Origin of the sequence: Marinobacter sp. F4216 (assembly GCF_019931195.1) — a bacterium.
Taxonomy (GTDB): Bacteria; Pseudomonadota; Gammaproteobacteria; order Pseudomonadales; family Oleiphilaceae; genus Marinobacter; species Marinobacter suaedae.
The window spans coordinates 93,569-116,073 of record NZ_JAIOUO010000009.1; the positions used below are offsets into that span (position 1 = coordinate 93,569).

General features: G+C 58.6%; 22 protein-coding genes. 8 read left to right on the forward strand and 14 right to left on the reverse strand.

Features of this window, described 5'->3' with window-relative positions:
* Nucleotides 1–64: 64 nt before the first annotated feature.
* Together speE and K8I84_RS16405 are read left to right on the forward strand one after the other, a co-directional pair.
* The gene (gene speE / locus K8I84_RS16400; protein WP_223795850.1) at nucleotides 65–946 is read left to right on the forward strand and encodes a polyamine aminopropyltransferase; all 882 of its coding nucleotides are present in this window, start codon (nucleotides 65–67) and stop codon (nucleotides 944–946) included.
* Between the two features lie 73 nt (nucleotides 947–1,019).
* Nucleotides 1,020–1,253 carry a DUF6316 family protein gene (locus K8I84_RS16405; RefSeq protein WP_223795851.1) on the forward strand — a complete coding sequence of 78 codons (234 nt, stop codon included), beginning with the start codon at nucleotides 1,020–1,022 and terminating at the stop codon, nucleotides 1,251–1,253.
* A gap of 91 nt (nucleotides 1,254–1,344) precedes the next feature.
* Here K8I84_RS16405 and K8I84_RS16410 read toward each other — a convergent pair whose 3' ends face one another.
* Nucleotides 1,345–2,628, reverse strand: coding sequence for an ammonium transporter (locus tag K8I84_RS16410; RefSeq protein WP_223795852.1), 1,284 nt, complete (start codon nucleotides 2,626–2,628; stop codon nucleotides 1,345–1,347).
* 70 nt (nucleotides 2,629–2,698) lie between these two features.
* Entirely contained in the window at nucleotides 2,699–3,037 is a 339-nt protein-coding gene (gene glnK / locus K8I84_RS16415) for a P-II family nitrogen regulator (protein WP_004578958.1), read from the reverse strand.
* Nucleotides 3,038–3,449: 412 nt separating this feature from the next.
* Here glnK and K8I84_RS16420 point away from each other — a divergent pair, with 412 nt between their 5' ends.
* The 3 genes from K8I84_RS16420 (at nucleotide 3,450) to trmB (ending at nucleotide 6,125) form a co-directional block, all read left to right on the forward strand.
* Nucleotides 3,450–3,704 (forward strand): accessory factor UbiK family protein, encoded by a 255-nt coding sequence (locus K8I84_RS16420; protein ID WP_223795853.1) that lies wholly within the window; start codon nucleotides 3,450–3,452, stop codon nucleotides 3,702–3,704.
* Nucleotides 3,705–3,770: 66 nt separating this feature from the next.
* On the forward strand, nucleotides 3,771–5,318 hold the full coding sequence (locus tag K8I84_RS16425; RefSeq protein ID WP_223795854.1) for a YifB family Mg chelatase-like AAA ATPase: 1,548 nt from the start codon (nucleotides 3,771–3,773) through the stop codon (nucleotides 5,316–5,318).
* Between the two features lie 72 nt (nucleotides 5,319–5,390).
* Nucleotides 5,391–6,125 (forward strand): tRNA (guanosine(46)-N7)-methyltransferase TrmB, encoded by a 735-nt coding sequence (trmB, locus tag K8I84_RS16430; RefSeq protein WP_223795855.1) that lies wholly within the window; start codon nucleotides 5,391–5,393, stop codon nucleotides 6,123–6,125.
* Between the two features lie 10 nt (nucleotides 6,126–6,135).
* Here trmB and K8I84_RS16435 read toward each other — a convergent pair whose 3' ends face one another.
* The 10 genes from K8I84_RS16435 to K8I84_RS16480 all read right to left on the reverse strand — a co-directional run bounded on the left by K8I84_RS16435 (nucleotide 6,136) and on the right by K8I84_RS16480 (nucleotide 15,186).
* Entirely contained in the window at nucleotides 6,136–6,669 is a 534-nt protein-coding gene (locus tag K8I84_RS16435; RefSeq protein WP_223795856.1) for a hypothetical protein, read from the reverse strand.
* Nucleotides 6,669–7,817, reverse strand: coding sequence for a radical SAM family heme chaperone HemW (gene hemW / locus K8I84_RS16440; protein WP_223795857.1), 1,149 nt, complete (start codon nucleotides 7,815–7,817; stop codon nucleotides 6,669–6,671). Before hemW ends, K8I84_RS16435 begins: the two co-directional genes overlap by 1 nt.
* A gap of 4 nt (nucleotides 7,818–7,821) precedes the next feature.
* Nucleotides 7,822–8,421: an RdgB/HAM1 family non-canonical purine NTP pyrophosphatase gene (gene rdgB / locus K8I84_RS16445; RefSeq protein WP_223795858.1), complete on the reverse strand. Its 600-nt coding sequence runs from the start codon at nucleotides 8,419–8,421 to the stop codon at nucleotides 7,822–7,824.
* Nucleotides 8,422–8,428: 7 nt separating this feature from the next.
* Nucleotides 8,429–8,890 carry a DUF4426 domain-containing protein gene (locus K8I84_RS16450; RefSeq protein WP_223795859.1) on the reverse strand — a complete coding sequence of 154 codons (462 nt, stop codon included), beginning with the start codon at nucleotides 8,888–8,890 and terminating at the stop codon, nucleotides 8,429–8,431.
* On the reverse strand, nucleotides 8,887–9,492 hold the full coding sequence (gene metW / locus K8I84_RS16455; protein WP_223795860.1) for a methionine biosynthesis protein MetW: 606 nt from the start codon (nucleotides 9,490–9,492) through the stop codon (nucleotides 8,887–8,889). The genes K8I84_RS16450 and metW overlap by 4 nt, the downstream gene beginning before the upstream one ends.
* Complete coding sequence (gene metX, locus K8I84_RS16460) at nucleotides 9,489–10,637, reverse strand: homoserine O-succinyltransferase MetX (RefSeq protein WP_223795861.1); 1,149 nt, start codon at nucleotides 10,635–10,637, stop codon at nucleotides 9,489–9,491. The genes metW and metX overlap by 4 nt, the downstream gene beginning before the upstream one ends.
* Nucleotides 10,638–10,763: 126 nt before the next feature.
* Complete coding sequence (locus tag K8I84_RS16465) at nucleotides 10,764–12,728, reverse strand: dynamin family protein (protein ID WP_223795862.1); 1,965 nt, start codon at nucleotides 12,726–12,728, stop codon at nucleotides 10,764–10,766.
* Between the two features lie 241 nt (nucleotides 12,729–12,969).
* Nucleotides 12,970–13,554: a YggT family protein gene (locus K8I84_RS16470; protein ID WP_223795863.1), complete on the reverse strand. Its 585-nt coding sequence runs from the start codon at nucleotides 13,552–13,554 to the stop codon at nucleotides 12,970–12,972.
* 22 nt (nucleotides 13,555–13,576) lie between these two features.
* Entirely contained in the window at nucleotides 13,577–14,410 is an 834-nt protein-coding gene (proC, locus tag K8I84_RS16475) for a pyrroline-5-carboxylate reductase (protein ID WP_223795864.1), read from the reverse strand.
* 71 nt (nucleotides 14,411–14,481) lie between these two features.
* Entirely contained in the window at nucleotides 14,482–15,186 is a 705-nt protein-coding gene (locus K8I84_RS16480) for a YggS family pyridoxal phosphate-dependent enzyme (RefSeq protein ID WP_223795865.1), read from the reverse strand.
* Nucleotides 15,187–15,329: 143 nt separating this feature from the next.
* On the opposite strand from K8I84_RS16480, the gene K8I84_RS16485 reads away from it, so the two are divergent.
* The 3 genes from K8I84_RS16485 (at nucleotide 15,330) to K8I84_RS16495 (ending at nucleotide 19,088) form a co-directional block, all read left to right on the forward strand.
* A complete protein-coding gene (locus tag K8I84_RS16485; protein WP_223795866.1) occupies nucleotides 15,330–16,364 on the forward strand; it encodes a type IV pilus twitching motility protein PilT in 1,035 nt (344 codons plus the stop codon).
* Between the two features lie 38 nt (nucleotides 16,365–16,402).
* Nucleotides 16,403–17,524, forward strand: a complete 1,122-nt coding sequence (locus K8I84_RS16490) for a PilT/PilU family type 4a pilus ATPase (protein ID WP_223795867.1) — start codon at nucleotides 16,403–16,405, stop codon at nucleotides 17,522–17,524.
* A 109-nt stretch (nucleotides 17,525–17,633) separates the two neighbouring features.
* A complete protein-coding gene (locus K8I84_RS16495) occupies nucleotides 17,634–19,088 on the forward strand; it encodes an OmpP1/FadL family transporter (RefSeq protein WP_223795868.1) in 1,455 nt (484 codons plus the stop codon).
* Nucleotides 19,089–19,124: 36 nt separating this feature from the next.
* Here the strand turns inward: K8I84_RS16495 and K8I84_RS16500 are convergent, their stop codons facing one another.
* Together K8I84_RS16500 and polA are read right to left on the reverse strand one after the other, a co-directional pair.
* Nucleotides 19,125–19,508 carry a hypothetical protein gene (locus tag K8I84_RS16500; protein WP_223795869.1) on the reverse strand — a complete coding sequence of 128 codons (384 nt, stop codon included), beginning with the start codon at nucleotides 19,506–19,508 and terminating at the stop codon, nucleotides 19,125–19,127.
* Between the two features lie 246 nt (nucleotides 19,509–19,754).
* Nucleotides 19,755–22,481 carry a DNA polymerase I gene (polA, locus tag K8I84_RS16505; RefSeq protein ID WP_223795870.1) on the reverse strand — a complete coding sequence of 909 codons (2,727 nt, stop codon included), beginning with the start codon at nucleotides 22,479–22,481 and terminating at the stop codon, nucleotides 19,755–19,757.
* Between the last annotated feature and the right edge of the window lie 24 nt (nucleotides 22,482–22,505).

Below are 22,505 nucleotides of genomic sequence, written 5' to 3' on the forward strand. Positions count from 1 at the left end.
GGGGGCAATGCACTCCTACAATAGCGTCAACTCACAAACCCAAGGATTTCAGGGAGGCACTGTTATGTCAGCGTTGAATGAAGGTTGGTTCACCGAAATATTTCAGAACGAGGGAACAGCGTTTTCCCTGCAGGTAAAACGAAAGCTGCACGAAGAGCAGACGCCCTTTCAGAAGCTGGAAATCTACGAGACCGAAACCTTTGGTAACCTTATGGTGCTGGACGGCTGCGTGATGCTGACCAGCCGGGATAATTTCCTGTACCACGAGATGATGACCCACCCGGCCCTGTTCACCCACAAGGATCCGAAAAAAGTGGTGATTATCGGCGGCGGGGACTGCGGAACGCTGAAAGAAGTCCTGAAACATCCGGGGGTGGAAGAGGCCTGGCAGGTGGAGATCGACGAGCGGGTCACCAAGATGTCGGAAAAGTATTTCCCGGAATTGTGTGAGTCCAACGAGGACCCGCGGGCTAACTTCTTTTTCGGTGACGGCATCCAATGGATTCGCGATGTGGCGCCGGGCAGCCTGGACCTGATCATCATCGACAGCACCGACCCGGTGGGGCCTGCCGAGGGCCTGTTTGCCCTCGACTTCTACCGGGATGCCCTGCTGGCCTTGAAAGACGGGGGGCTGATTGTGCAGCAGAGCGAATCGCCGATGTTGCATACCGATTCCATCATCAAGTCTATACACATGGATTTGCGCAAGGCCGGATTCGATCACGTTCAGACGCTGCCGTTCCCCCAGCCGGTCTATCCCACCGGATGGTGGAGTTGCACCATGGCCGGCAAGGACAAACCGGTAAAGTACTTCCGCGAGGAAGACGCCGACAACCGCCCGTTTGTAACCCGTTACTACAACGCTGGCATTCATCGTGGCGCCCTGGCCATGCCTCAGTTTATGGCTGAGGCTCTCGGGGATCCGGTGCAGCCTGGCGAGGGTTGAAAGCGCTCGCGTTAGACAAAGCCCCGTGCCGGGCTAGACTGAAAAAATGAGCGGTCAGGAAGGGATCGCTCGGATGGAAAGTCTGCTGGTCAGGCAAGGGGATTTGTCGATGGAAATGCGAAAAGGAGAAGGGGAGCGTCACTGGTTTCGCAGTGACCGGTATGCACTGGTGAATGGCAAGTGGTTCTTCCAGACCCGCGAGGGAACCGTGGAGGGGCCGTATGATTCTCATCAGGAGGCCCAGCAGGTCTTGCTGCTATACCTGCGCCATTCGGATGACATGCTGTATCAGGAGGCGCGTTTTTAGTGAGCGAAGCCGGGGATCTCTGAATCACTCAGTTCGACCAGACAAAAAAGGGGCGCCCGATGGGCGCCCCTTGTCGTATGCCGGTCGTCAATTACTGACGGCCGTTTACCCACTCCGGATAGGCTTCCATACCACACTCGGACAGATCCACACCTTCGTACTCTTCTTCTTCGCTGACACGGATGCCCATGATCGCCTTGATGACCAGCCATGCAACCAGGCTGGTGACGAAGACCCACAGGAAGATGGTCAGAGTACCAACAAGCTGGCCCATGAAGGTCGCGTCGGCGTCGGACAGGAGCACCGCGAAGATACCCCAGATACCCACTACACCGTGTACAGAGATGGCACCGACCGGGTCGTCGATACGGATCTTGTCCATGAACACGATGGAGAAGACCACGATCGCACCACCGATGGCACCGATGACGGTAGCGAGCAGCGGAGACGGATCAGCCGGCTCTGCAGTGATCGCAACCAGGCCAGCCAGGGCACCGTTCAGGGCCATGGTCAGGTCGGCCTTGCCGAACATGATGCGAGCGACAACCAGTGCGGTGATCAGACCACCGGCAGCGGCAGCGTTGGTGTTCAGGAACACGTTAGCTACTTCGTTCGCAACACCGATGCCACCCAGCTTCAGAGTGGAACCGCCATTGAAGCCGAACCAGCCCATCCACAGGATGAAGGTACCGAGGGTAGCCAGCGGCAGGTTGGCGCCGGGGAACGCGTTGATCTGGCCGTTCGGACCATACTTGCCCTTACGAGGACCAAGAACCAGAACACCCGCCAGGGCAGCAGCGGCACCAGCCATGTGAACGATACCGGAACCGGCGTAGTCGCTGTAGCTAAGCTCGTACATGCCGAATACCGCGTCACCGTTCCAGGTCCAGGCACCTTCCATCGGGTAGATGAAGCCGGTCATAACAACCGCGAACAGCAGGAATGCCCAGAGCTTCATACGCTCGGCAACCGCACCAGACACGATGGACATGGCCGTGGCTACGAACACAACCTGGAAGAAGAAGTCGGAAGCACCGCTGTACTCACCCATGTCGGCAAAGCCGGCTTCGGTGGAAGCAGCGATAACGCCGGCCACGGCCGCGTCATCCATTTCAGCAACGGTGGTGATGCCGTCGAGGAAGAGACCGCCGCCGTACATGATGTCGTAACCGCAGATCAGGTACATCGTACAGGCGATCGCGAACAGGGCGACGTTTTTGGTCAGGATTTCAGTGGTGTTTTTCGCACGGACAAGACCCGCTTCCAGCATTGCGAAGCCCGCGGCCATCCACATGACCAGCGCGCCGCAAATCAGGAAGTAGAACGTATCCATTGCGTACTGCAATTCAAAGATATGATTAAGGTTGCTTTCCATTTTAAGCCCTCCGCACAAGGCTTGATCAGGTTATAAAATTTTGCGTTGGCTACTTTTGTTCAGAGCTGGATCACACCGCTTCTTCGCCGGTTTCGCCAGTCCGGATCCGGATGGCCTGCTCCAGTTCAGTTACAAAGATTTTGCCGTCACCGATCTTGCCGGTGTTGGCTGCCTTGGTGATGGATTCGATGACCTGGTCCAGCAGGTTGTCGCCGATGGCAACTTCTACTTTGACCTTGGGAAGGAAATCGACCACGTATTCCGCGCCACGGTAGAGCTCTGTGTGTCCTTTCTGCCGACCGAAGCCTTTGACTTCAGTGACGGTTACACCTTGAACGCCAATCTCGGATAGTGCCTCACGGACATCATCCAGCTTGAAAGGCTTAATGATCGCTGTCACAAGTTTCATTGCTGTCTCCTTGGTAAAGCCGTCCCAGCAGTGGGGGCCAGACGGCCAACTGATGGGTTCGGGATGCTGCCACCTCGCACATCAACTGTGCGGATTGCGTACGAGGTGTGAAAGCATTGGGTGTGCCAACGCAAAAAAAACATTGTATATCAGTATGTTGATTATTGCTTGTCCCAGATTGGCGCAAAAGGGCGCACCAATAATGGGCATTGTGCACACAAATGGCTCGATTTGGCACCACCATTTTCCATGGGTGTCAAGATGGGTGTGAGCGTCGACTTTGGGGCGTTGATTTCAGTGCTGCCCGGGCGCCGTGTGATACACTCCGGGCTTTGGCATTACAGTGTCAGAGCCCGCCCGGCGGGATCCGTCTGAACCAGTAGTCAGTGTTCCATAAGAGAGGTAAGCGCTTGTGAAAGGTCCACAGGATATTTTCGCCCAGTTGCAGGGGCAGTTTGGCCAGTTCGTGCCGGATATGGCCCGTGCTGCCAGGGAAGATTTTGAGACTCATGCCCGGGCGACCGTCATGTCGGTGCTGTCCCGCCTGGAGCTGGTTACCCGGGAAGAGTTCGATGCCCAGCAGGCTGTGTTGCTGAAGACCCGTGAAAAAGTCGACGCACTGGAGCAGCGCGTGGCCGAGCTGGAGCAGCAGCTCAAGGCGAAGTAGTCGCCATTGCCTGACAGGACGTCGGGCCAGAGATGTTCATAATTCATGAAACCAGGGAAGGTTGTCATGCTTGCTATTGTTCATTCCAGGGCCAGTGTTGGCGTTACGGCCCCTGCCGTAACCGTCGAGGTCCATCTGTCGGGCGGACTGCCCGCGCTGTCTATCGTAGGAATGCCGGAAACCGCGGTGCGGGAAAGTCGGGAACGGGTGCGAAGCGCCCTGCTGAATTCCGGTTTCGAGTTTCCTGCCCGTCGTATCACCATTAATCTGGCGCCTGCGGATCTGCCCAAAGAGGGCGCACGCTTCGATTTGCCCATTGCCATCGGCATTCTGGCCGCCTCTGGTCAGTTGCCGCTGGAGCCCCTTGCACAGCTTGAGTTCATCGGGGAACTATCGCTTGATGGGGCGCTCCGTCCACTGAATGGGGTGCTGCCGGCCGCCATTGCCGTCACCAAGACGGGAACGCGGCTGTTGGTGCCCCAGCAGAACGCCTCTGAAGCGTCTCTGGTAAGTCAGGGTAATGTCTTTGCGACAAACCATCTGCTCGCGGTGTGTGCCCACCTCACCGGGCAGGAACAGCTGAGTCCCGTTGCGACAGTCCAGGCGGAGTCCAGCGTCTTTCACGGTGGAATCCCGGATCTGGCGGATGTGCGCGGTCAGCATGTGCCTCGCCGTGCGCTGGAGGTTGCCGCCGCCGGCCAACACAATCTGCTGTTCTTTGGCCCCCCGGGTACAGGCAAGAGCATGCTCGCCAGTCGCCTGCCGGGTATTCTTCCAGTGCTGGATCCGGACAGCGCGTTGGACGTGGCGGCCATTCACTCGGTGTCCGGCCGTCCGGTCACGCCCGAAGTGTGGCGACAGCCGCCCTACCGCGCACCGCACCATACGGCCTCTGCCGTCGCCATGGTGGGTGGGGGCAGCCATCCTCGCCCCGGTGAAATCTCTCTGGCCCATGGTGGCGTACTGTTCCTCGACGAGTTACCGGAATTCGAGCGACGGGTGCTGGAGGTTCTGAGGGAACCCATGGAATCCGGCTTCATTGCCATCAGCCGGTCTGCGCGTCAGGTGGAGTTTCCGGCTCGCTTCCAGTTGGTGGCGGCGATGAATCCCTGCCCCTGTGGCTTTCTGGGCCATCCCACCCGGGAGTGTCAGTGCACGGCTCAGCAGGTGTTGCGATACAGCTCGAAAGTTTCAGGTCCTTTGCTGGATCGCTTTGACCTGCACGTGGAAATGCCTGTACAGGGTGCCGATGTGCTCATGCACAATCATGGAGCAGGGCAGATAGAAGAGGCTTCGGAGAGCAGTGCTGTAGTGCGCGAGCGGGTACTGGTGGCCAGAGAGCGGCAGGTTTATCGAGGCTGCGTCAACGGGAGGCTGGCCGGGCGTGAGTTGCAAGAGGCCTGTCGCCTGGATTCAGCCTGCCAGAAGATGCTCGCCGGCGCGATGGATCGGCTCGGGTTGTCAGCCAGGGCCTTGCACCGGATCCAGCGGGTTGCCCGCACGCTGGCGGACCTTGATAGCGCCGACTCGGTGAACCAGCGGCATGTGGCGGAGGCGCTGGGCTATCGACAGTTGGATCGGCAGCAGGCAAACCGGTCGCCGGTGTCCTCCTGATACGGCGGACTCTGGTAAACTGTGCGTTTGTCTATCTTTACTAAACTCGCAGCCAGCGTTTGAGGATTTCAAATGACCGATCAGAAAACACCGCAGGAACCGAACGACAAAGCGTCGGATTCTCCGGTCACGACGCGTCGGGGGATTCGCAGTTTCGTCCTGCGTCAGGGCCGGATGACCGAGGGCCAGAAAAAGGCCTTTGACCGCCTGTGGTCAAAATACGGTCTGACTCGTGAACAGGGCATGATCGATCCGCGTCAGGTATTTGGCCGCGATGCCGTGCTGAACCTGGAGATTGGTTTCGGCATGGGCAAGTCCCTGGCCGAGATGGCCGAAGCGGCGCCGGAGCAGGATTTTATCGGTGTCGAGGTTCATCTGCCGGGGGTGGGCTCCCTGCTCAAGGAAGTTGAAGCGCGGGGCCTTGAAAACGTTCGTGTCTACAGCATCGATGTCAACGACGTGATCGATCTGTGCCTGCCGGATGCCTGTCTGGATCAGGTGATGATCTTCTTCCCGGACCCGTGGCCGAAAAAGAAACATCACAAGCGCCGTCTGGTGCAGACTGAATTTGTTCAGAGAATCCGTCACAAGCTGAGGGTTGGCGGCATCCTTCATTTGGCCACGGACTGGGAAAACTACGCCGAGCACATGATGGAAGTGATGGTGGAGGCCGAGGGCTTCGCCAATACCCAGGAAGACGGTGGCTATTCACCCAGACCGGACAGTCGCCCGATCACCAAGTTCGAAAAGCGCGGTGAACGGCTGGGCCACGGTGTTTGGGACCTGTTGTTCCACCGGACCAACTGATCGACGGCGATCAGTGGTGCTCCAACGGGTGACGGCGGGCTGCCCGGATGATGATCAGCCCCGCCAGACCCAGGATCAGGCCGGTGTATTTGATCAGGGCAAAGATGGTCGCCCAAAGGCTGACCGTATCGTTGGGCGGGTTGAAGTTGTTCAGTAGCAGAACATTTTCCGCCAGATCAGTCATGGCGGCAGCGACAAACAACGCCCGCACCCAGCGGGCGACCGTCCGCTCCCGGACTCCGGGGCGGTCTCGCATCAGGTGGCCGGTCAACCGGAGCAGGGTGATCAGGTAAACGGGAACGAACAGCAGGCTCAGCCACAGATAGCTCTTCGCCCAAGTTTCCCCTTCACGTTGCCAGCTCAGAAGGATGGCATGGGCCTGGTCCGCGGTGCCGGCTACCTGGAAGCTAACCACGCCCTGAGGTGCTGAGGCTGTCTGCAGAGGCTGGTTGATCAGCCACAATGCCGTCAGTAACAACAATGTTGCCACCAGCAGTGACTTGAGGTTCCGCGGTACAGCTGCCCATCCTCGACTCTCTTCCATTACAGAAAACGCTCCAGCAGGCTGTTCAGGTAACGCTGGCCAAGCTCGGTGGTTTGCAACCGGCTGGGCGCCAGCAGTTGTTCATCACGCAGTTCGTTGATGGTTTTCTCAACTGAGGATAGCGGGAAACCGGTGCGTTCGGCAAAGAGCCTTTCGTCTACGCCCTCGGTTAGTCGCAGCGCATTCATCAGAAATTCCAGTGGCCGGTCAGCCGGAGCTATGGCTTCCGATCCCGCCGTTCGGCTGCCAATTCGGTTCAGGTAGGCGTCCGGCTGGCGGGTTTTCCAGTATCGCCGGATGCTACCGTCGGGCAGGCTGATTTTGCCGTGGGCTCCGGCGCCCAGTGCCAGATAGTCACCGAAGGTCCAGTAGTTCAGGTTGTGGCGTGATGCCATTCCCGGCCGGGACCAGGCTGACACCTCGTAGTCCTTGAACCCGTGTGAATGCAAAAACTCGGCTCCCTGCCGGTAAATCTCCCACAGGTGTTCGTCATCTGGCAGGGTGGGCGGTCGGCTGAAGAACTCGGTGTTGGGCTCGATCGTGAGCTGGTACCAGGACAGATGAGGGGGCTGGTGGCTCAGGGCAGCCTCCAGGTCGGCCAGCGCATCGGTGGGTGTTTGCCCGGGCAGGCCGTGCATCAGATCGATGTTGAAGTTGTCGAAGCCTGCCTGGCGGGCGGCGTGGATGGCCGTATGGGCACCTTCCCGGGTATGAATGCGCCCGAGTTGCGTGAGATGCTCGGATTTGAAGCTCTGGACGCCAATGGAGAGCCGATTGATCCCTGACTCCCGAAACGCCTCAAAGCGGCCCTGTTCCAGGGTGCCCGGGTTGGCCTCCAGGGTGATTTCGGCGTCACTGGCAATGGCGAGCCGGGCCTTCAGTGCCCGAAAAAGATTCTGATAGAACCCACCACTCATCAACGAGGGCGTCCCGCCGCCGATAAAGATCGTCTGGATTTCCCGGTCCTTGCAGAAAAGCAGGTCCTGCTCCAGGTCCTCGATCAGGGCATTGAGGTATTCGACTTCGGGAATATCTCCCCGAATGGCGTGGGAATTGAAGTCACAGTACGGACACTTGCGCACGCACCAGGGTACGTGGATGTACAGGCTGAGCGGCGGCTTGACCGCCACCGGAGTAGGGGCGGTCACCGGCTCAGGCTCCCGCTCTCAGCTGTTCTATCAGTTGGGCCAGGGCCCGCCCCCGGTGACTAATCCGGCTTTTTTGCTCCCGGGTCAGTTCGGCAGCGCTGCATTGATGGTCTTCGACCCAGAACACCGGATCATAGCCGAAGCCGCCGTCTCCCCGTGGGGCAGTCAGGATGGCACCGGGCCAGCGGCCATGACAAATCACCGGTGTGGGGTCATCGGCGTGGCGCAGGTAGACCAGTACGCAGTGGAACTGGGCGCTGCGCTGGCCTTCCGGGATGTCCGCCATGGCCTGTAAGAGGGCGGTGATGTTGTTTGAATCATTGGCCTGCTCACCGGCGTAGCGCGCCGAGCGAACGCCGGGTTGGCCACCCAGCGCGTCCACAGCCAGGCCGCTGTCATCGGCCAATGCTGGCAGGCCGCTTTCACGGGCCGCATGGCGGGCCTTGAGGATGGCGTTTTCCACAAAGGTAACGGCCGGCTCCTCGGCCTCTGAAATACCCAGTTCGCCCTGGGCCACCGGCTGCAGGTTCAGCGGACCCAGCAGGTCAGTGAGCTCGGCGATTTTGCCCTGGTTGTTACTGGCAATAACAAGTTTCTGGCTCATGGGCGTGTCAGTCGCTGAACAGGGTGTGAGAAAAACGAACTGGCATATCCTGCTGTACGCCCGTCGGTCGGGCGGTGATGTTGAAGGTCATCAGCTCGCCCGGTGAATACTGATACTCAGCGATGAAATACACGGCATCGCCCTCCTGCACCCGACGGAATGCCAGAAAGCGCACCTGCTGCACATCATTGGTGGCCTTGCCCTCCACCTGTCCGCTCACCGGGGACAGGGTGCCGTCCTCGTTCTCTTTCATGATCGAGATGTTGATGATGCCAATGCCCTTGCTGCGCCTAAGGTCATTGGCCCGGGCCACCTCCGGTGCCAGGAAGGTGCTTGGCAGCACGCTCCAGTGCACGCGGTAGTCGCCGAAGTCCTTTTTGCCGGCAGCCTGGGCCTGGAAACTGAGGGCAAGCCAGGCCAAGGCCATGACGGCGATTCGTGTGAGAAGTCGAGGGATGGCGGTGTTCATGTCTCGTTCTCCCGGGTAATTCGATAAATGGCGATTTCTCCCAACAGATTAGGCCATAACCGGGCCAGCCAGTTATTTTGGTGTTGGCCGTCCACCACGCGCCGGCTTTTGATACGAATGCCTTTCTGGCGGCACAGGGCTTCAAAATCCTTAAACGTGCACAGGCGGATGTTGGGGGTGTTATACCACTTATACGGCAGCGCCTCGGATTCGGGCATGCGGCCACTCAGAGCCAGCCCCCAGCGAAGGCGCCAGTGGGCAAAGTTCGGGAAGGTGACGATGCCTTCGCGGCCCATTCTGAGCATTTCATCCAGCACCTTGTCCGGGCGGCGAACGGCTTGCAACGCCTGGGTCATCAGCACCACATCGAAGCTGTCGTCGCCGAAATTGTCCAGTCCCTGGGTGTCCAGGTTCTGCTCGATCACCGCGACACCCTTGCTCATACAGGCGGTGATGTGTTCCGGATTGATTTCCAGGCCAAAACCACTGGCACCACGCTCCCGCTGAAGGAAATCCAGCAGGGTGCCGTCACCGCAACCCAGGTCCAGTACATGGTGGCCGGGCTCAATCCACTTCTGGATGATTTCGAGGTCTGGTCTCATGCGCCTACCTCCCGTGCGACCCGATCCATATAAGCTGTGAAGGCGGCGGTGTACCTCGGGGTCGGGATCAGGAACGCGTCGTGGCCCCAGGGTGCGTCGATTTCCGCGTAGCTGACCTGCTTGCGGGCGGCGATCATGGCGTTGACCATCTCTTCCGAACGGGACGGGTTGAAACGCCAGTCGGTGCTGAACGACAGCACCAGGAATTCACACTGGGCGGTCGTCATGGCGCGGGCCAGGTCACCCCCGTATTCATGGGCCGGGTCGAAATAGTCGAGGGCGCGAGTCATCAGCAGGTAGGTGTTGGCGTCGAACGTCTCGGAGAAGCGTTCGCCCTGGTACCGAAGGTAGCTTTCCACCTGAAATTCGGCGTCGAATCCGAATTTGTAGGCCTGATCCCGGAGTTCTCGACCGAATTTCTCGCCCATGGAGGCGTCCGACAGATAGGTGATGTGGCCCACCATGCGGGCGAGCATCAGGCCGCGCCGGGGAACCACGCCGTAATCGTAGTAGCGGCCGCCATGGAACTCCTGGTCGGAGGTGATCGCCTGCCGGGCCACTTCGTTGAAGGCAATGTTCTGTGCGGTCAGCCGTGGTGTGGAGGCAATCACCACCGAATGTTTCAGGCGGTCCGGATAATCCAGGCTCCACTGCAGGGCCTGCATGCCGCCGAGCGAGCCACCAACGACGGCGGCCCAACACTCAATACCCAGCCGATCAGCCAGGCAAGCCTGGCTGTTTACCCAGTCCCTGACGGTAACCACCGGGAATTCCGGGCCAAAGGGCTTGCCGGTCTTTGGATTGACGCTGTTCGGCCCGGTGCTGCCGTGGCATCCACCCAGATTGTTCAGGCTGACGACAAAGAAACGATTGGTGTCGATCGGTTTGCCGGGGCCGATGCAACTGTCCCACCAGCCGGGCTTTTTGTCTTCTTCCGAATGATAGCCCGCGGCGTGGTGATGCCCGCTGAGAGCGTGGCATATGAGCACAGCGTTGCTGGCGTCTTCGTTCAGGGTGCCGTAGGTCTCGACCACCAGCTCGTAGTTGTCCAGGGTCTGGCCACAGGCGAGGTCCAGAGGCGAATCAAAACGGTAGGTCTGAGGGGTGACAACCCCAACAGAGTCAGCGGGCAACGAATCGGTCATTGGCGCGACAGGTTCCTGGTTCAGTCCGTGATAAGCGGGAACAGCAATGATAGATCCATTGCCAGCCCAGCAGTTTAAAGCTGGGCTGGCATCGCTGCAACTGAGCGAGTCTCGTAGCGAGAAGCGTCAGACGGCGCCGGAGATGGTGACCACTTTCTGTTGGATCAGGGTCGGGGCGGGTTTGCGGATCTGGCGCTGCATTGCATCCGCCAGTTCCAGCTGCCGCTGAAGGTCAGAAATAGTGTGGTTCAGGCGAGTGCGTTCGGCACGGCTGTCCCGGTCGCTGCGCACCATGTCGCGCAGGCGCCGGATCTGGTGTTCCAGCAACTGTTTCTGCTCCATGGAGTATTGCATGATGGGCAGCAGGGCTTCGTTCGGCCAGCGTTCCACATCCGCCCGGACGCGGGCGTGCAGGGTGCGGGCCTCGCCGACCATGACGTTGAAGAAACGCCGCACCAGCAGGGACTGTTCGGTCAGCAGGTTCTTGGGGCTGATGCGGAATCGGCTCGCTTTCTTGCGCAGCTCCCGGATGGCGATCACATGCCGCCCGGCGCGCAGCGGAATGGGTTCCAGATGCCGGGCACGGGTGTCTTCGTTGTAGCGTCGGTAAATGGCGCCCACCATCTTCTCCGCCAGGTGGCCTTCGCTCAGCAGATTGGTCAGGTCGCTTTCAAGCAACTCGAAGAACCGGTCCATGGCCCGGTTCATGCCGACGGTCGTCAAGCTCTTGCTCATGGACTGGCGGATTTGTCTGGCGTGTTCCTCAAAACGTTCTTCACTGACCAGCTTTTTGAGCAGATCACCCTGGGAATCCATCAGCCGGCGGCTGGACCTGAGGGTGATCAGCTTCTTGTAGTAAAAGTCATAGTCTTTCTGGGCGCGCTCGGCGAGACGGCTCAGTGCCTGCTTGTCCATGGTGGCGCCAGAGCAGGCTTGAAGCTCCTCTTGTAAGCCGGCGAGGCGGCTCTTCATGGCCGCCTGGCTGTTTTGCAGCATGCCCAGAAGATCGTTAATCAGGTTCTGGGTGATCAACTGCTCCTTGTGGGCCAGAATGCGCTGGATAATAAGGGTTTCCAGGTGCCCGATGTTGGCACGCTCAAACAGTTCTTCGTCCTTGCGAACCCGGGCCAGAAGGCCCTGCTTGGCGGACAGCGGAATGACGTCCTTGCGGTTGATGTCCAGATGGTCGGCAGTGTACGACTGGACGTGCTCGATAGCATCAAGGGTGTGCTGCTCGCCCTGCAGATCATCCCACAGCACGTCGATCTTGTTGAGCACGGCAAACCGGCCGGCCCGGTGGTCGGCGTGCTCGGTATCAATGTGATCCTTCCAGATCGTCATGTCGCTGGCGGTAACACCGGTGTCGGCGCTCAGCACGAAGATCACCGCGTGGGCCCGTGGCAACATGCTGATGGTCAGTTCCGGCTCCGAACCCAGGGCATTTAACCCCGGCGTGTCCAGAATCCGCAGGCCCCGTTCGAACAGCGGGTGGCGGATGCTGATTTGGGCATTGCGCCAGGCTGGCACCAACACGTTGCCCGGGGTCTCCCGGTCGTGCTCCAGCATGTCTTCTTCAAAGCCGAGCTGGCGGGCTTCCTCGGGGGACACGCTCTTGACGCGGGCTACCTCGGCCAGCACTTCGCGCATCACCTGCGGGTCGCTTTCATCCAGCTCGTGGCGAATCCACAGGTCAGGCTGTTTGCGCAATTGTTGCAGGGATTGCTCTTCGGTGCGGGTTTCGATTGGCAGCAGCAGCAGGTAGTTCCGATTGGCGTTGCGGTCGAAGAAGAGCTCGGTCGGGCACATGGTGGTACGGCCGGCCTGGGAAGGCAGCATGCGCTGGCCGTACTCGGAAAAAAACAGGGCGTTGATCAGTTCGGTCTTGCCCCGGGAGTACTCCCCCACAAAGGCGATGGTCAGTTCGTCCTCAATCAACAGTTCCAGACCATGACGGATTCGGGTGCTGATATCGTCGGAGAAGAGGTTGTTATCCTGGAGCCAGAGCCGGTACCGGCCAATTTGCCGGATCAGATCTTTCTTCCAGTTATGGTACGCCTCGACCTGCTGCGAGAGAGTTCCCTGTTGATTCATTGGACTATCCTTCTGCGCGACTTCCAAGTGCGTGCTGGCGACAACTCACGGGTGACGGATTAATTAATGGCAATAATATCCGGTTCTGCAGCGCATGGAAGGTCGTCAATTGTCGGATATGATTGGCTTTTTTGTCGGTGGGAGCGTAAAAAAGCTGCAAAATCATAGGCATGATGATGCAGCTTGCGAGAGTTCAACTCGGCGGGAATAGTTGTAACAAATTGTTTTCTTGAGAATTTGTTTACATTCCCAACCCTATTGAGCCGAGGCCGGCGGCCAGCTTCATGTGCTTGATCACCACCGAGACCACGTTGAGGATCAGGAACACCAGGATCGGCGACAGGTCCAGACCGCCCATGGACGGCATGATGTTCCGGATCGGTCGAATCACCGGCTCGGTTATCTGGGCAACAAGCTGGATGGCCGGGTGTGAACTGCCCGGGGCGATCCAGCTCACCACCACCACGGCAATGACTGACCAGAAATAGATCTTCACAATCAGGTCCAGCACGTTCAGGAAGGCCCAGACCAGCAAGGTGAGGGGGTTGATCGCCGGGATACCGCCGTTCATGGCGATGAGGATCAGGAAGAATGTGAGGGCCTGAATGAGTATCGCCAACACCAGCGCAGCGCCGTCAACACCACCCCAGCCGGGTATGATCCGTCGCAAGGGCCGAAGTAACGGATTGGTGGCCTTCACCACAAACTGGGATATGGGGTTGTAGAAGTCCGCTCGCGCGAGCTGCAGCAGAAAGCGCAGCAGCACGATGGTCATGTAGAACGTGGATGCAATCAGCAGGATGGTAATCAGGATTTCTGCCAGCATGTAGCCGTATCTCCGTTAACGGTTATTGTTTGCCTGCCAGTTGTTCCGCCATTTCCTCTGATCGCTTGAAGGCCGTGGTATAGGCTGTCTGGAACAGGTCACGAAGACCGCCCTCTTCAAACGCGTGGATGGCGCGCTCGGTCACGCCGCCCGGGGACATGACGTTCTGTTTCAGTTGTGCGGGGTCGTGCTCGCTGCGGGCGGCCATCTCGGCGGCGCCCGCCATGGTCTGAATGGCGAGTGAGCGAGCGGTGTCATCCGCCATGCCCGCATTCTTCGCCGCCTCTTCCAGTGCTTCCAGCATCAGGAAAAAGTAGGCCGGGCCACAGCCAGACAGCGCGGTTACGCCATGGAGCATGTTTTCCTCTTCAACCCACAGTGCAATGCCAATGCTCTCAAAGGCCTTCTGTACCATGGTCTTTTGTTCATCGCTAACGCGGTCGTTGGCGTAAAGGCCTGCCGCGCCTTTGCCGACCAGGGACGGGGTGTTGGGCATCACCCTGGCGACAGGGAGTCCGCCGCCCAGCCATTGATCCAGTGTGTCGGCGGTCAGGCCGGCGGCGATGGAAACCATCAGCGGTCGAGTGTTCTGGACCACCGGTGCGATGTCATGGCACACGTCGGCCATCACCTGTGGCTTGACGGCGAGGATGACTATATCCGCCTGCTGGGCGCAGTGACGGTTATCGGTGGTGACGCTCACTCCGAACTGTTTGCGAACGGACTGCAGGTGGCCGTCGTCCGGAGCGCTGACCCAGATGTTTTCGGCTTTGTAGCCGTGATCGAGCATGCCGCCAATGATGGCGCTGGCCATGTTGCCGGCACCAATGAACGAGATGGTTGGTGATTTGCTCAAGGTTTACTCCACAGGTTGGTCGTGTAAATCGATAGCGTCGTTGGTGCTGATCATAGCAGGAACGACTGGCCTCAGTCCTTGGCTGGCCTTTTTCCGAAAATAGCGGTCCCCACCCTGACCCAGGTTGAACCCTCAGCCACCGCCAGTTCCATGTCGCCGGACATGCCCATGGACAGTGTGTCCAGCGGACCGGCCTCCGGGAATGAGTGCTTCAGTTCCCGCAGTGCATTGGCGAGTTGACGGAAGCTCAGCCGCAGATCGGCTTCCGGCTGATCCGGGTCAGGGATTGCCATCAGGCCCCGTAAGGCGATGTTGGGGAGTTCGCCGATGTCCCTCGCCAGCTCAGGCAGTGCGTCCAGAGTACACCCGGCCTTGGTGTCTTCGTTATTGATATTGATCTGAATGCAAATATTCAATGGCGGTTGATCAGATTCCCGCTGCTCGCTGAGCCGGCGGGCGATTTTCAGGCGATCGACGCTGTGCACCCAGTCGAACGCCCGGGCGATTTGCCGGGTCTTGTTGGACTGGATCGGACCGATGAAATGCCACTCGATATCCGGCAGATCTGACAGCGTTTCAATCTTGTCGAGTGCTTCCTGCAGGTAGTTCTCACCGAAGGCGGTTTGCCCGGCGGCAACGGCCTCGCGAATGTCCTCCGCAGGGCGGGTCTTGCTCACCGCCAGCAGGCGCACGGCGCCTGGCTCGCGGCCTGTCTGTAATGTTGCTTTTTGTATGCGTCGGGTTACGCTCCCGATGTTGTCTGCTATGCTGCTCATCGTGCGAGTTTGCCTGGTCCGATCGGTCACTTTTGGGGGTGACACGTTACCCGCAGGTTGCTGAATTGCCAAGTGATCTGAGGCGGACACTCCATCGGGCGATAGCTCCCAGATAAGAAAGATAATGCCTTCCGAGGAACCCTATGGATATTACTGAACTGCTTGCCTTTTCGGCCAAACAGGGTGCGTCTGACTTGCACCTGTCTGCCGGCCTGCCGCCAATGATTCGTGTTGACGGTGATGTACGTCGTATCAACCTGCCGCCCATGGAGCACAAAGAGGTGCACGGGCTGATCTACGACATTATGAACGACAAGCAGCGTAAGGACTACGAGGAGTTCCTGGAGACCGATTTCTCCTTCGAGGTGCCGGGTGTTGCCCGTTTCCGTGTTAACGCCTTCAACCAGAACCGGGGCGCCGGTGCAGTCTTCCGGACCATCCCGTCCAAGGTTCTGACCATGGAAGACCTGGGCATGGGACAGGTGTTCAAGGACATCGCTTCAACACCGCGCGGTCTGGTGTTGGTGACTGGGCCGACCGGTTCCGGTAAGTCCACCACGCTGGCGGCGATGATGGACTATATCAACGATACCCGGTACGAACACATCCTCACCATCGAGGATCCGATCGAATTCGTACACGATTCCAAGAAGTGTCTGGTGAACCAGCGGGAAGTGCACCGGGACACCCTGGGCTTCAACGAAGCACTGCGTTCAGCGCTGCGGGAAGACCCCGATATCATCCTGGTGGGTGAGCTTCGGGACCTGGAAACCATTCGCCTGGCACTGACCGCGGCGGAAACCGGTCACCTGGTTTTCGGCACCCTGCACACCACCTCCGCCGCCAAGACCATCGACCGTGTGGTTGACGTATTCCCGGCCGAAGAGAAGTCCATGGTTCGTTCCATGCTCTCGGAATCTCTGCAGGCGGTTATTTCCCAGACCCTGATGAAAAAGATGGGGGGCGGCCGGGTGGCAGCCCACGAGATCATGATCGGCACCGCAGCCATCCGGAACCTGATCCGGGAAGACAAGATCGCCCAGATGTATTCGTCTATCCAGACCGGCGGGTCAATCGGCATGCAGACCCTGGACCAGTGCCTCGAGCGGTTGCTGCAGAAGGGACTGATTTCCAGGGAAGCGGCGCGCGCCAAGGCCAAGATGCCGGATAATTTCTGATTTGAGATTGAACTAAAACAAGTACTACAGGTGTTCTCATGGAATTCGAAAAGCTGCTTCGCTTGATGGTGGAAAAAGGGGGCTCGGACCTGTTCATTACGGCCGGTGTTCCGCCCAGCATGAAGGTCAATGGCAAGGTGCTTCCCGTGACCAAGAACGCGCTGACGCCGGAGCAGACCCGGGAGCTGGTCTACGGCTCTATGAACGATAGGCAGCGGGCTGAGTTCGAAGAAACCCATGAGTGCAACTTCGCGATCAGTGCCCGGGGAATCGGGCGTTTCCGTGTGAGCGCGTTCTTCCAGCGCAACCTGTGCGGCATGGTGTTGCGTCGTATTGAGGTGAAGATCCCGCAGATTGATGATCTGGCGTTGCCGGACGTCATCAAGGATCTGGCAATGACCAAGCGTGGCCTGATCATCTTCGTCGGCGCTACCGGTACCGGTAAATCCACCTCGCTGGCGGCCATGCTGGGGCATCGTAACCGGAACAGTCGCGGGCACATCATTTCCATCGAAGACCCGATCGAATTCGTGCACCAGCATCAGGGCTGCATCGTCACCCAGCGGGAAGTGGGTATCGACACCGAGAGCTTTGAGGTGGCCTTGAAGAACACTCTGCGCCAGGCGCCGGACGTCATCCTGATCGGTGAGGTACGAACCAAGCAGACCATGGAATACGCCGTTCAGTTTGCCGAGACCGGGCACCTGTGTCTGGCCACTCTGCACGCGAACAACGCGAACCAGGCGCTGGACCGGATTATCCAGTTCTTCCCGGCCGAGCAGCACAACCAGATCTGGATGGATTTGTCCCTCAACCTGAAGGCCATCGTGGCCCAGCAGTTGGTGCCGACACCCGACGGCCAGGGACGTAAGGCGGTGGTGGAAGTCCTGATTAATTCCCCGTTGGCGGCGGATCTGATCCGAAAGGGCGAGGTGCATAAGCTCAAAGAGTTGATGTCCAAATCCAATGAAGGCGGCATGCAGACCTTCGACCAGGCGCTTTACAGGTTGTATGCTGAAGGATCGATCACCTACGAGGACGCTCTGGCACACGCCGATTCGGCGAACGACCTGCGTCTGATGATCAAACTGGGTGCTGATGCCCAAGGTGCGGATAAGTTGTCATCCACGGTCGACCGGTTGTCGATTCAGGACGATTAATTTCAGCTCACTAATCGGTAGTTTCTGAATCAGTAGGTTTCATATTTGAGGCCGAAGGCATGTGCTGCGTATACTCCGCGCCCTTTACTGTCCGGAGGATACTGCGCATATGAAAACTTCCTGCCCGCATAAGACCTTACGCCTTACCGCACTGGCAGCCCTGGTTGCCCCGACTGCGTCCCTGGCTGGCGGCTTTGCTCTGAACGAGCAGAGTGCCAGTGCCATCGGGGTAGCCAATGCCGGTGTCGCTGCCAATCCAGAAAATGCCACCACCGTCCTGTTTAACCCCGCCGGCATGAGCCAGCTCTCGGGCACCAATCTCTCGTTTGGTGCGGCGCTGCTGGATATTGATGCGGAAGCGAAGGCTGGCACGATTTCCGCCCAGCGTCAGGTTCCTCAGGTGCCTATTGAGCCGGCAGGTAACGGCGGGGACATTGCTGATCTGGCCGTTCTGCCGAATTTCTATCTCACCCATGAAGTGAATGAGTCCATCGATGTGGGATTTGGTATTCATGCTCCCTACGGTTTGGCTGCGGACTATCAGAACGATTTCGCCGGGCGCTTTTTTGCTGATAAGACTGAGTTGACTGCCATCGCATTTACGCCGTCGATCGCTCTCAGCAACGGTGAAGGCCTGTCTATGGGGGTTGGGCTGAATATCATCTACGCAGAGGGTAGGCTGTCCCGATACTCAGATCCGAGCGGGATAGTATTTCGCCAGGCTCTCGCAGGTGGTGCTGATCCGGCAACCGCCGCCGCAACCGCAGCTGCCGTTGTGGGGAGCCTTCCGGCGGAGCCCTACTCTGATGTTGAAGGGGACGACGTGGGGGGCACTTTCCGAGTGGGCTTCCTCTATGAACTTTCGGACCGCACCCAATTTGGTCTGACCGCACAGACCGGGACGGAGCTTAAGCTAGAAGGCGATATCAGCGTGTCGAACTTTCCCGTCGTAAGTCCGACCGGAATCTCGACCACCACCCTGACGGAAGAGGTTGAAGTTCCGGCGGCCATCCCGGAGAGCATCACCTTCGGCGCTCGTCATGACTTAACCTCTGACGTGACGCTGTTAGCGGGTGCGACCTACGCCAGGTGGAGCCGGTTCGAAGAATTGGACATTCGCAGTCGCGAGGGTAATGCCGGGCAGGTTTCTTCCGCTCTGGGACTCACGCCGGGAGAGACCGAGAGCGATCCGATTTCCCATGTTACTGAAGATTGGAAAAACACCTGGCAGTTCAATCTGGGTGGTATCTGGCAAGCTACACCGGCATGGGCCTTCAAGGCGGGTTATGCATGGGATGAGTCGCCGGTTCAGGACTTTGTGACTGCGCGCATCCCCTCAGAAGACCGACACTGGCTAACCCTGGGAGCCCAGTGGAAGGACGCGCAAAGCGGCTGGACGGTGGATGGGGCGCTGGGCACCCTGATTTTTGTTGACGATGGCAAGGTCGATGACCGTGAATACTCCCATGAGAATCCGACGGTGCAGAGCACCCCTGCCAACTACCAGGCTGAATATGACCTGAGCGCATGGAGCGCGTCCATACAGGTCAGCAAGTCGTTCTAGGAACGACCTGCCGAAGTGGGTTGACCGGTTTGCCGATCAGCCCACGACCTGCCCGCGATACATTCTTTTGGATTTTTGCGGGGGAGGTGACTCTGATACCTCCTGTTTTGATCTCGAGGAAGCTGGCTCCTCACCACCAAGAACTTGCCCGCGATACATCCTCTTGGGAGGCTGTTCGGACGTTTCCTCGTCCTCCGGCAGGCTGAGTTGCGGCACCTTCTCCTGAAGGGTCTCAAAGGCGCGTGTCAGGTGAGAGGAGCGCGATTTGCTCGCGTACTTTGCCAGTTGCTGTTCGAGGTGCTCTTCCGTGAGGTGCAGTTTCACGCCGAACTCTGATTGGATCAGGCGTCGGCATTGGTGAAACAGTTTGAGCAGGCTCGGGTCCAGCAACCAGTGGCGTTCTGATGCCAGTGATGTCATGGATACTGCCTCGGTCTCTAGTGTCACAACAAGGGTGGCGAATGCACTCATCCAATTGAGCGTTTGTCACCCGACACAGTAAGTAAGGCAGGAAGTGTGCCGCTTTTCACAAAAAGGCCGGCAGGGCCGTTGTGGGGCGGTTTTGCGTGACAGTTGGGCAGAGAGGTTGCGGGCAGGGTGCACCGATGCCTGTCAAATTTCGGTGCACGCCTATATCACTTTGCCCGGTTTTGGTGAGCTCCAGTCCTAGTGGGCCTCGTCCCAGTTGTCGCCGACGCCAGCCTCCACCAGCAGCGGGACATCGAGTTCTGCGGCGGCAGACATTCTCTCGACCAACCCTTCACGGATTGCATCGACACAGTCTTCCTGAACTTCAAGAATCAGTTCGTCGTGCACCTGCATGGTCATTCGGGCCTTCTCGGCATGCTCCTGGGTCAGCCAGTGATCGATCTCGATCATCGCCCGTTTGATGATGTCTGCCGCTGTGCCCTGCATTGGTGCGTTAATGGCCGTGCGCTCGGCAGCCTGTTGCATCTGTTTGTTCCGGGCATTGATTTCCGGCAGGTAGAGGCGCCGGCCAAACAGGGTTTCAACGAAGCCATCCTCATGGGCCTGCTTCCGTATGTTGTCCATATAGCTCAAAACGCCCGGGTACCGTTCGAAATAGCGGTCGATGTATTGCTGGGCGACTTTACGCTCCACACCCAGTTGGCGGGACAGGCCAAAAGCCGACATGCCATAGATCAGACCAAAGTTAATGGCCTTGGCGCTCCGGCGCTGATCGGCTGAAACCTCTTCCAGCGATACCCCGAAAACTTCGGCGGCCGTCGCCTTGTGAATGTCTTCCCCGTGCGCAAAGGCGGTCAACAAGCCTTTGTCACCGGACAGGTGAGCCATGATGCGAAGTTCGATCTGGGAATAATCCGCTGCTACCAGTTTGTAGCCATCCTGCGCGATGAAGGCCTGCCGGATGCGGCGCCCCTGTTCCGTTCGAATAGGGATGTTCTGCAGATTCGGTTCCGACGATGACAGGCGACCGGTGGCCGTAACGGCCTGATGATAGGAGGTATGAACCCGACCGGTACGGTGGTGAATCAGCTCGGGCAGGGTGTCGGTGTAGGTCGACTTCAGTTTGCTCAGACTGCGGTGTTCCAGAATCAGTCGGGGCAGTTCGTGCTCGTGGGCCAGTTCCTGCAATACGGGTTCGGCCGTGGACGGCGCGCCCTTCGGCGTTTTCTTGATCACCGGCAGGCCCAGCTTGTCATAGAAGATGGCCTGCAGTTGCTTGGTAGACCCGAGATTGAAGGTTTCACCCGCCACCTCGTGGGCTTCCTTTTCCAGTTTCGCCATCCGTTCTGCCAGTTCCTGGCTGTGTTGCCGCAGGGTGCTGGCGCTGATCAGAGTGCCCCGCTGCTCCATACGGGAGAGTACGGGAACAAGCGGAAGATCAATGTCCTGGTAGACCGCTGCCAGCTTGCCGGTCGCCTTGAGTTGCGGTGCCAAAGTCTGGTGCAGACGCAGGGTAATGTCGGCGTCTTCCGCGGCATACGGCCCGGCTTTTTCCAGATCAATCTGGTTGAACGTGCGTTGTTTCGCGCCTTTGCCGGCGATTGACTCAAAGCTGATGGTTTTCTCGCCCAGGTATTGCATGGCGAGGCTGTCCATATCGTGTCGGGTCGCAACCGAGTTCAGTACGTAGGACTCAAGCATGGTGTCGGCGGCAATGCCTTCGAGGGCGATGCCGTGGTTGGCCAGCACATTCTTGTCGTATTTCAGGTTCTGGCCAACTTTCTGGTGTTCGGCCGACTCAAGCAGTGGCTTGAGCTGTTCCAGTACCGAATCCCGGTCCAGCTGTTCGGGCGCGCCCATGTAATCGTGACCCAGAGGCACATAAGCCGCCTCCCCGGGTTCGATGGCGAAGGATACGCCGACCACTTCTGCATCCATGTAGCGCAGGCTGGTGGTTTCGGTGTCGAACGCAAAGCGTTCTGCTTCCTTCAAGCGTTTCAGCCAGGCATCGAACTCACTCTGCTCGGTGACGATGCTGTAGCGCTTTTCAGCGAGAGGGGTATCGGTCTTGTCGGTCGAGCTATCCGACGCTTGCGCCTTGTCGTTGCTTTCCAGCTCGACAACCCATGAGCGGAATTCGTATTCCTTGAACAGGCTCAGCAGTTGCTCGTCGTCCTGATCCTCCGGGCTGAGTTCTTCCAGGCCAAGGTCCAGTTCGACATCGGTTTTGATCGTAGCCAGTTCACGGCTCAGGGGCAGGGATTCCAGTGCGTCACGAAGGTATTCGCCAATCTTGCCCTTGACCTCGTCGGCATGGGACATGACGTTGTCGAGATCGTCGTACTGCTGTAACCATTTTACGGCGGTTTTAGGGCCGCATTTATTCACGCCTGGGATGTTATCCACCTTGTCGCCCACCAGGGCCAGGTAGTCGATGATCTGGTCCGGTCGGACACCAAATTTCTCCACCACGCCGTCACGATCCATGCGGGTTTCGGTCATGGTGTTGATCAGGGTGACGTGATCACTCACCAGCTGGGCCATGTCTTTGTCGCCGGTTGAGACCACGACATCAATGCCTTTGTCCGTGGCCTCGTTGGCCAGGGTGCCAATCACATCGTCGGCTTCGACGCCGGAAATGATGAGCAACGGCAGGCCCATGGCCCGGATGATGTTGTGGATCGGTTCGATCTGGCTAGCCAGGTCTTCCGGCATGGGCGGGCGATTGGCCTTGTACTCCTCGTACATGTCATGGCGGAAGGTTTTTCCTTTGGCGTCAAAGACCACCACGATTTTCGACTCGGGGAAATCCTGCTCCAGACGTCGAAGCATGCTGATAACGCCCTTGATTGCGCCGGTGGGCTGATCCTTGCTCGTGGTAAGCGGTGGCAATGCGTGGTAGGCGCGGAAAAGATAGGACGAACCGTCCACGAGAACGACCGGTGGAGTCTTTTGCTGAGTCATGTCAAAACGGGTCCGGATTTCAAT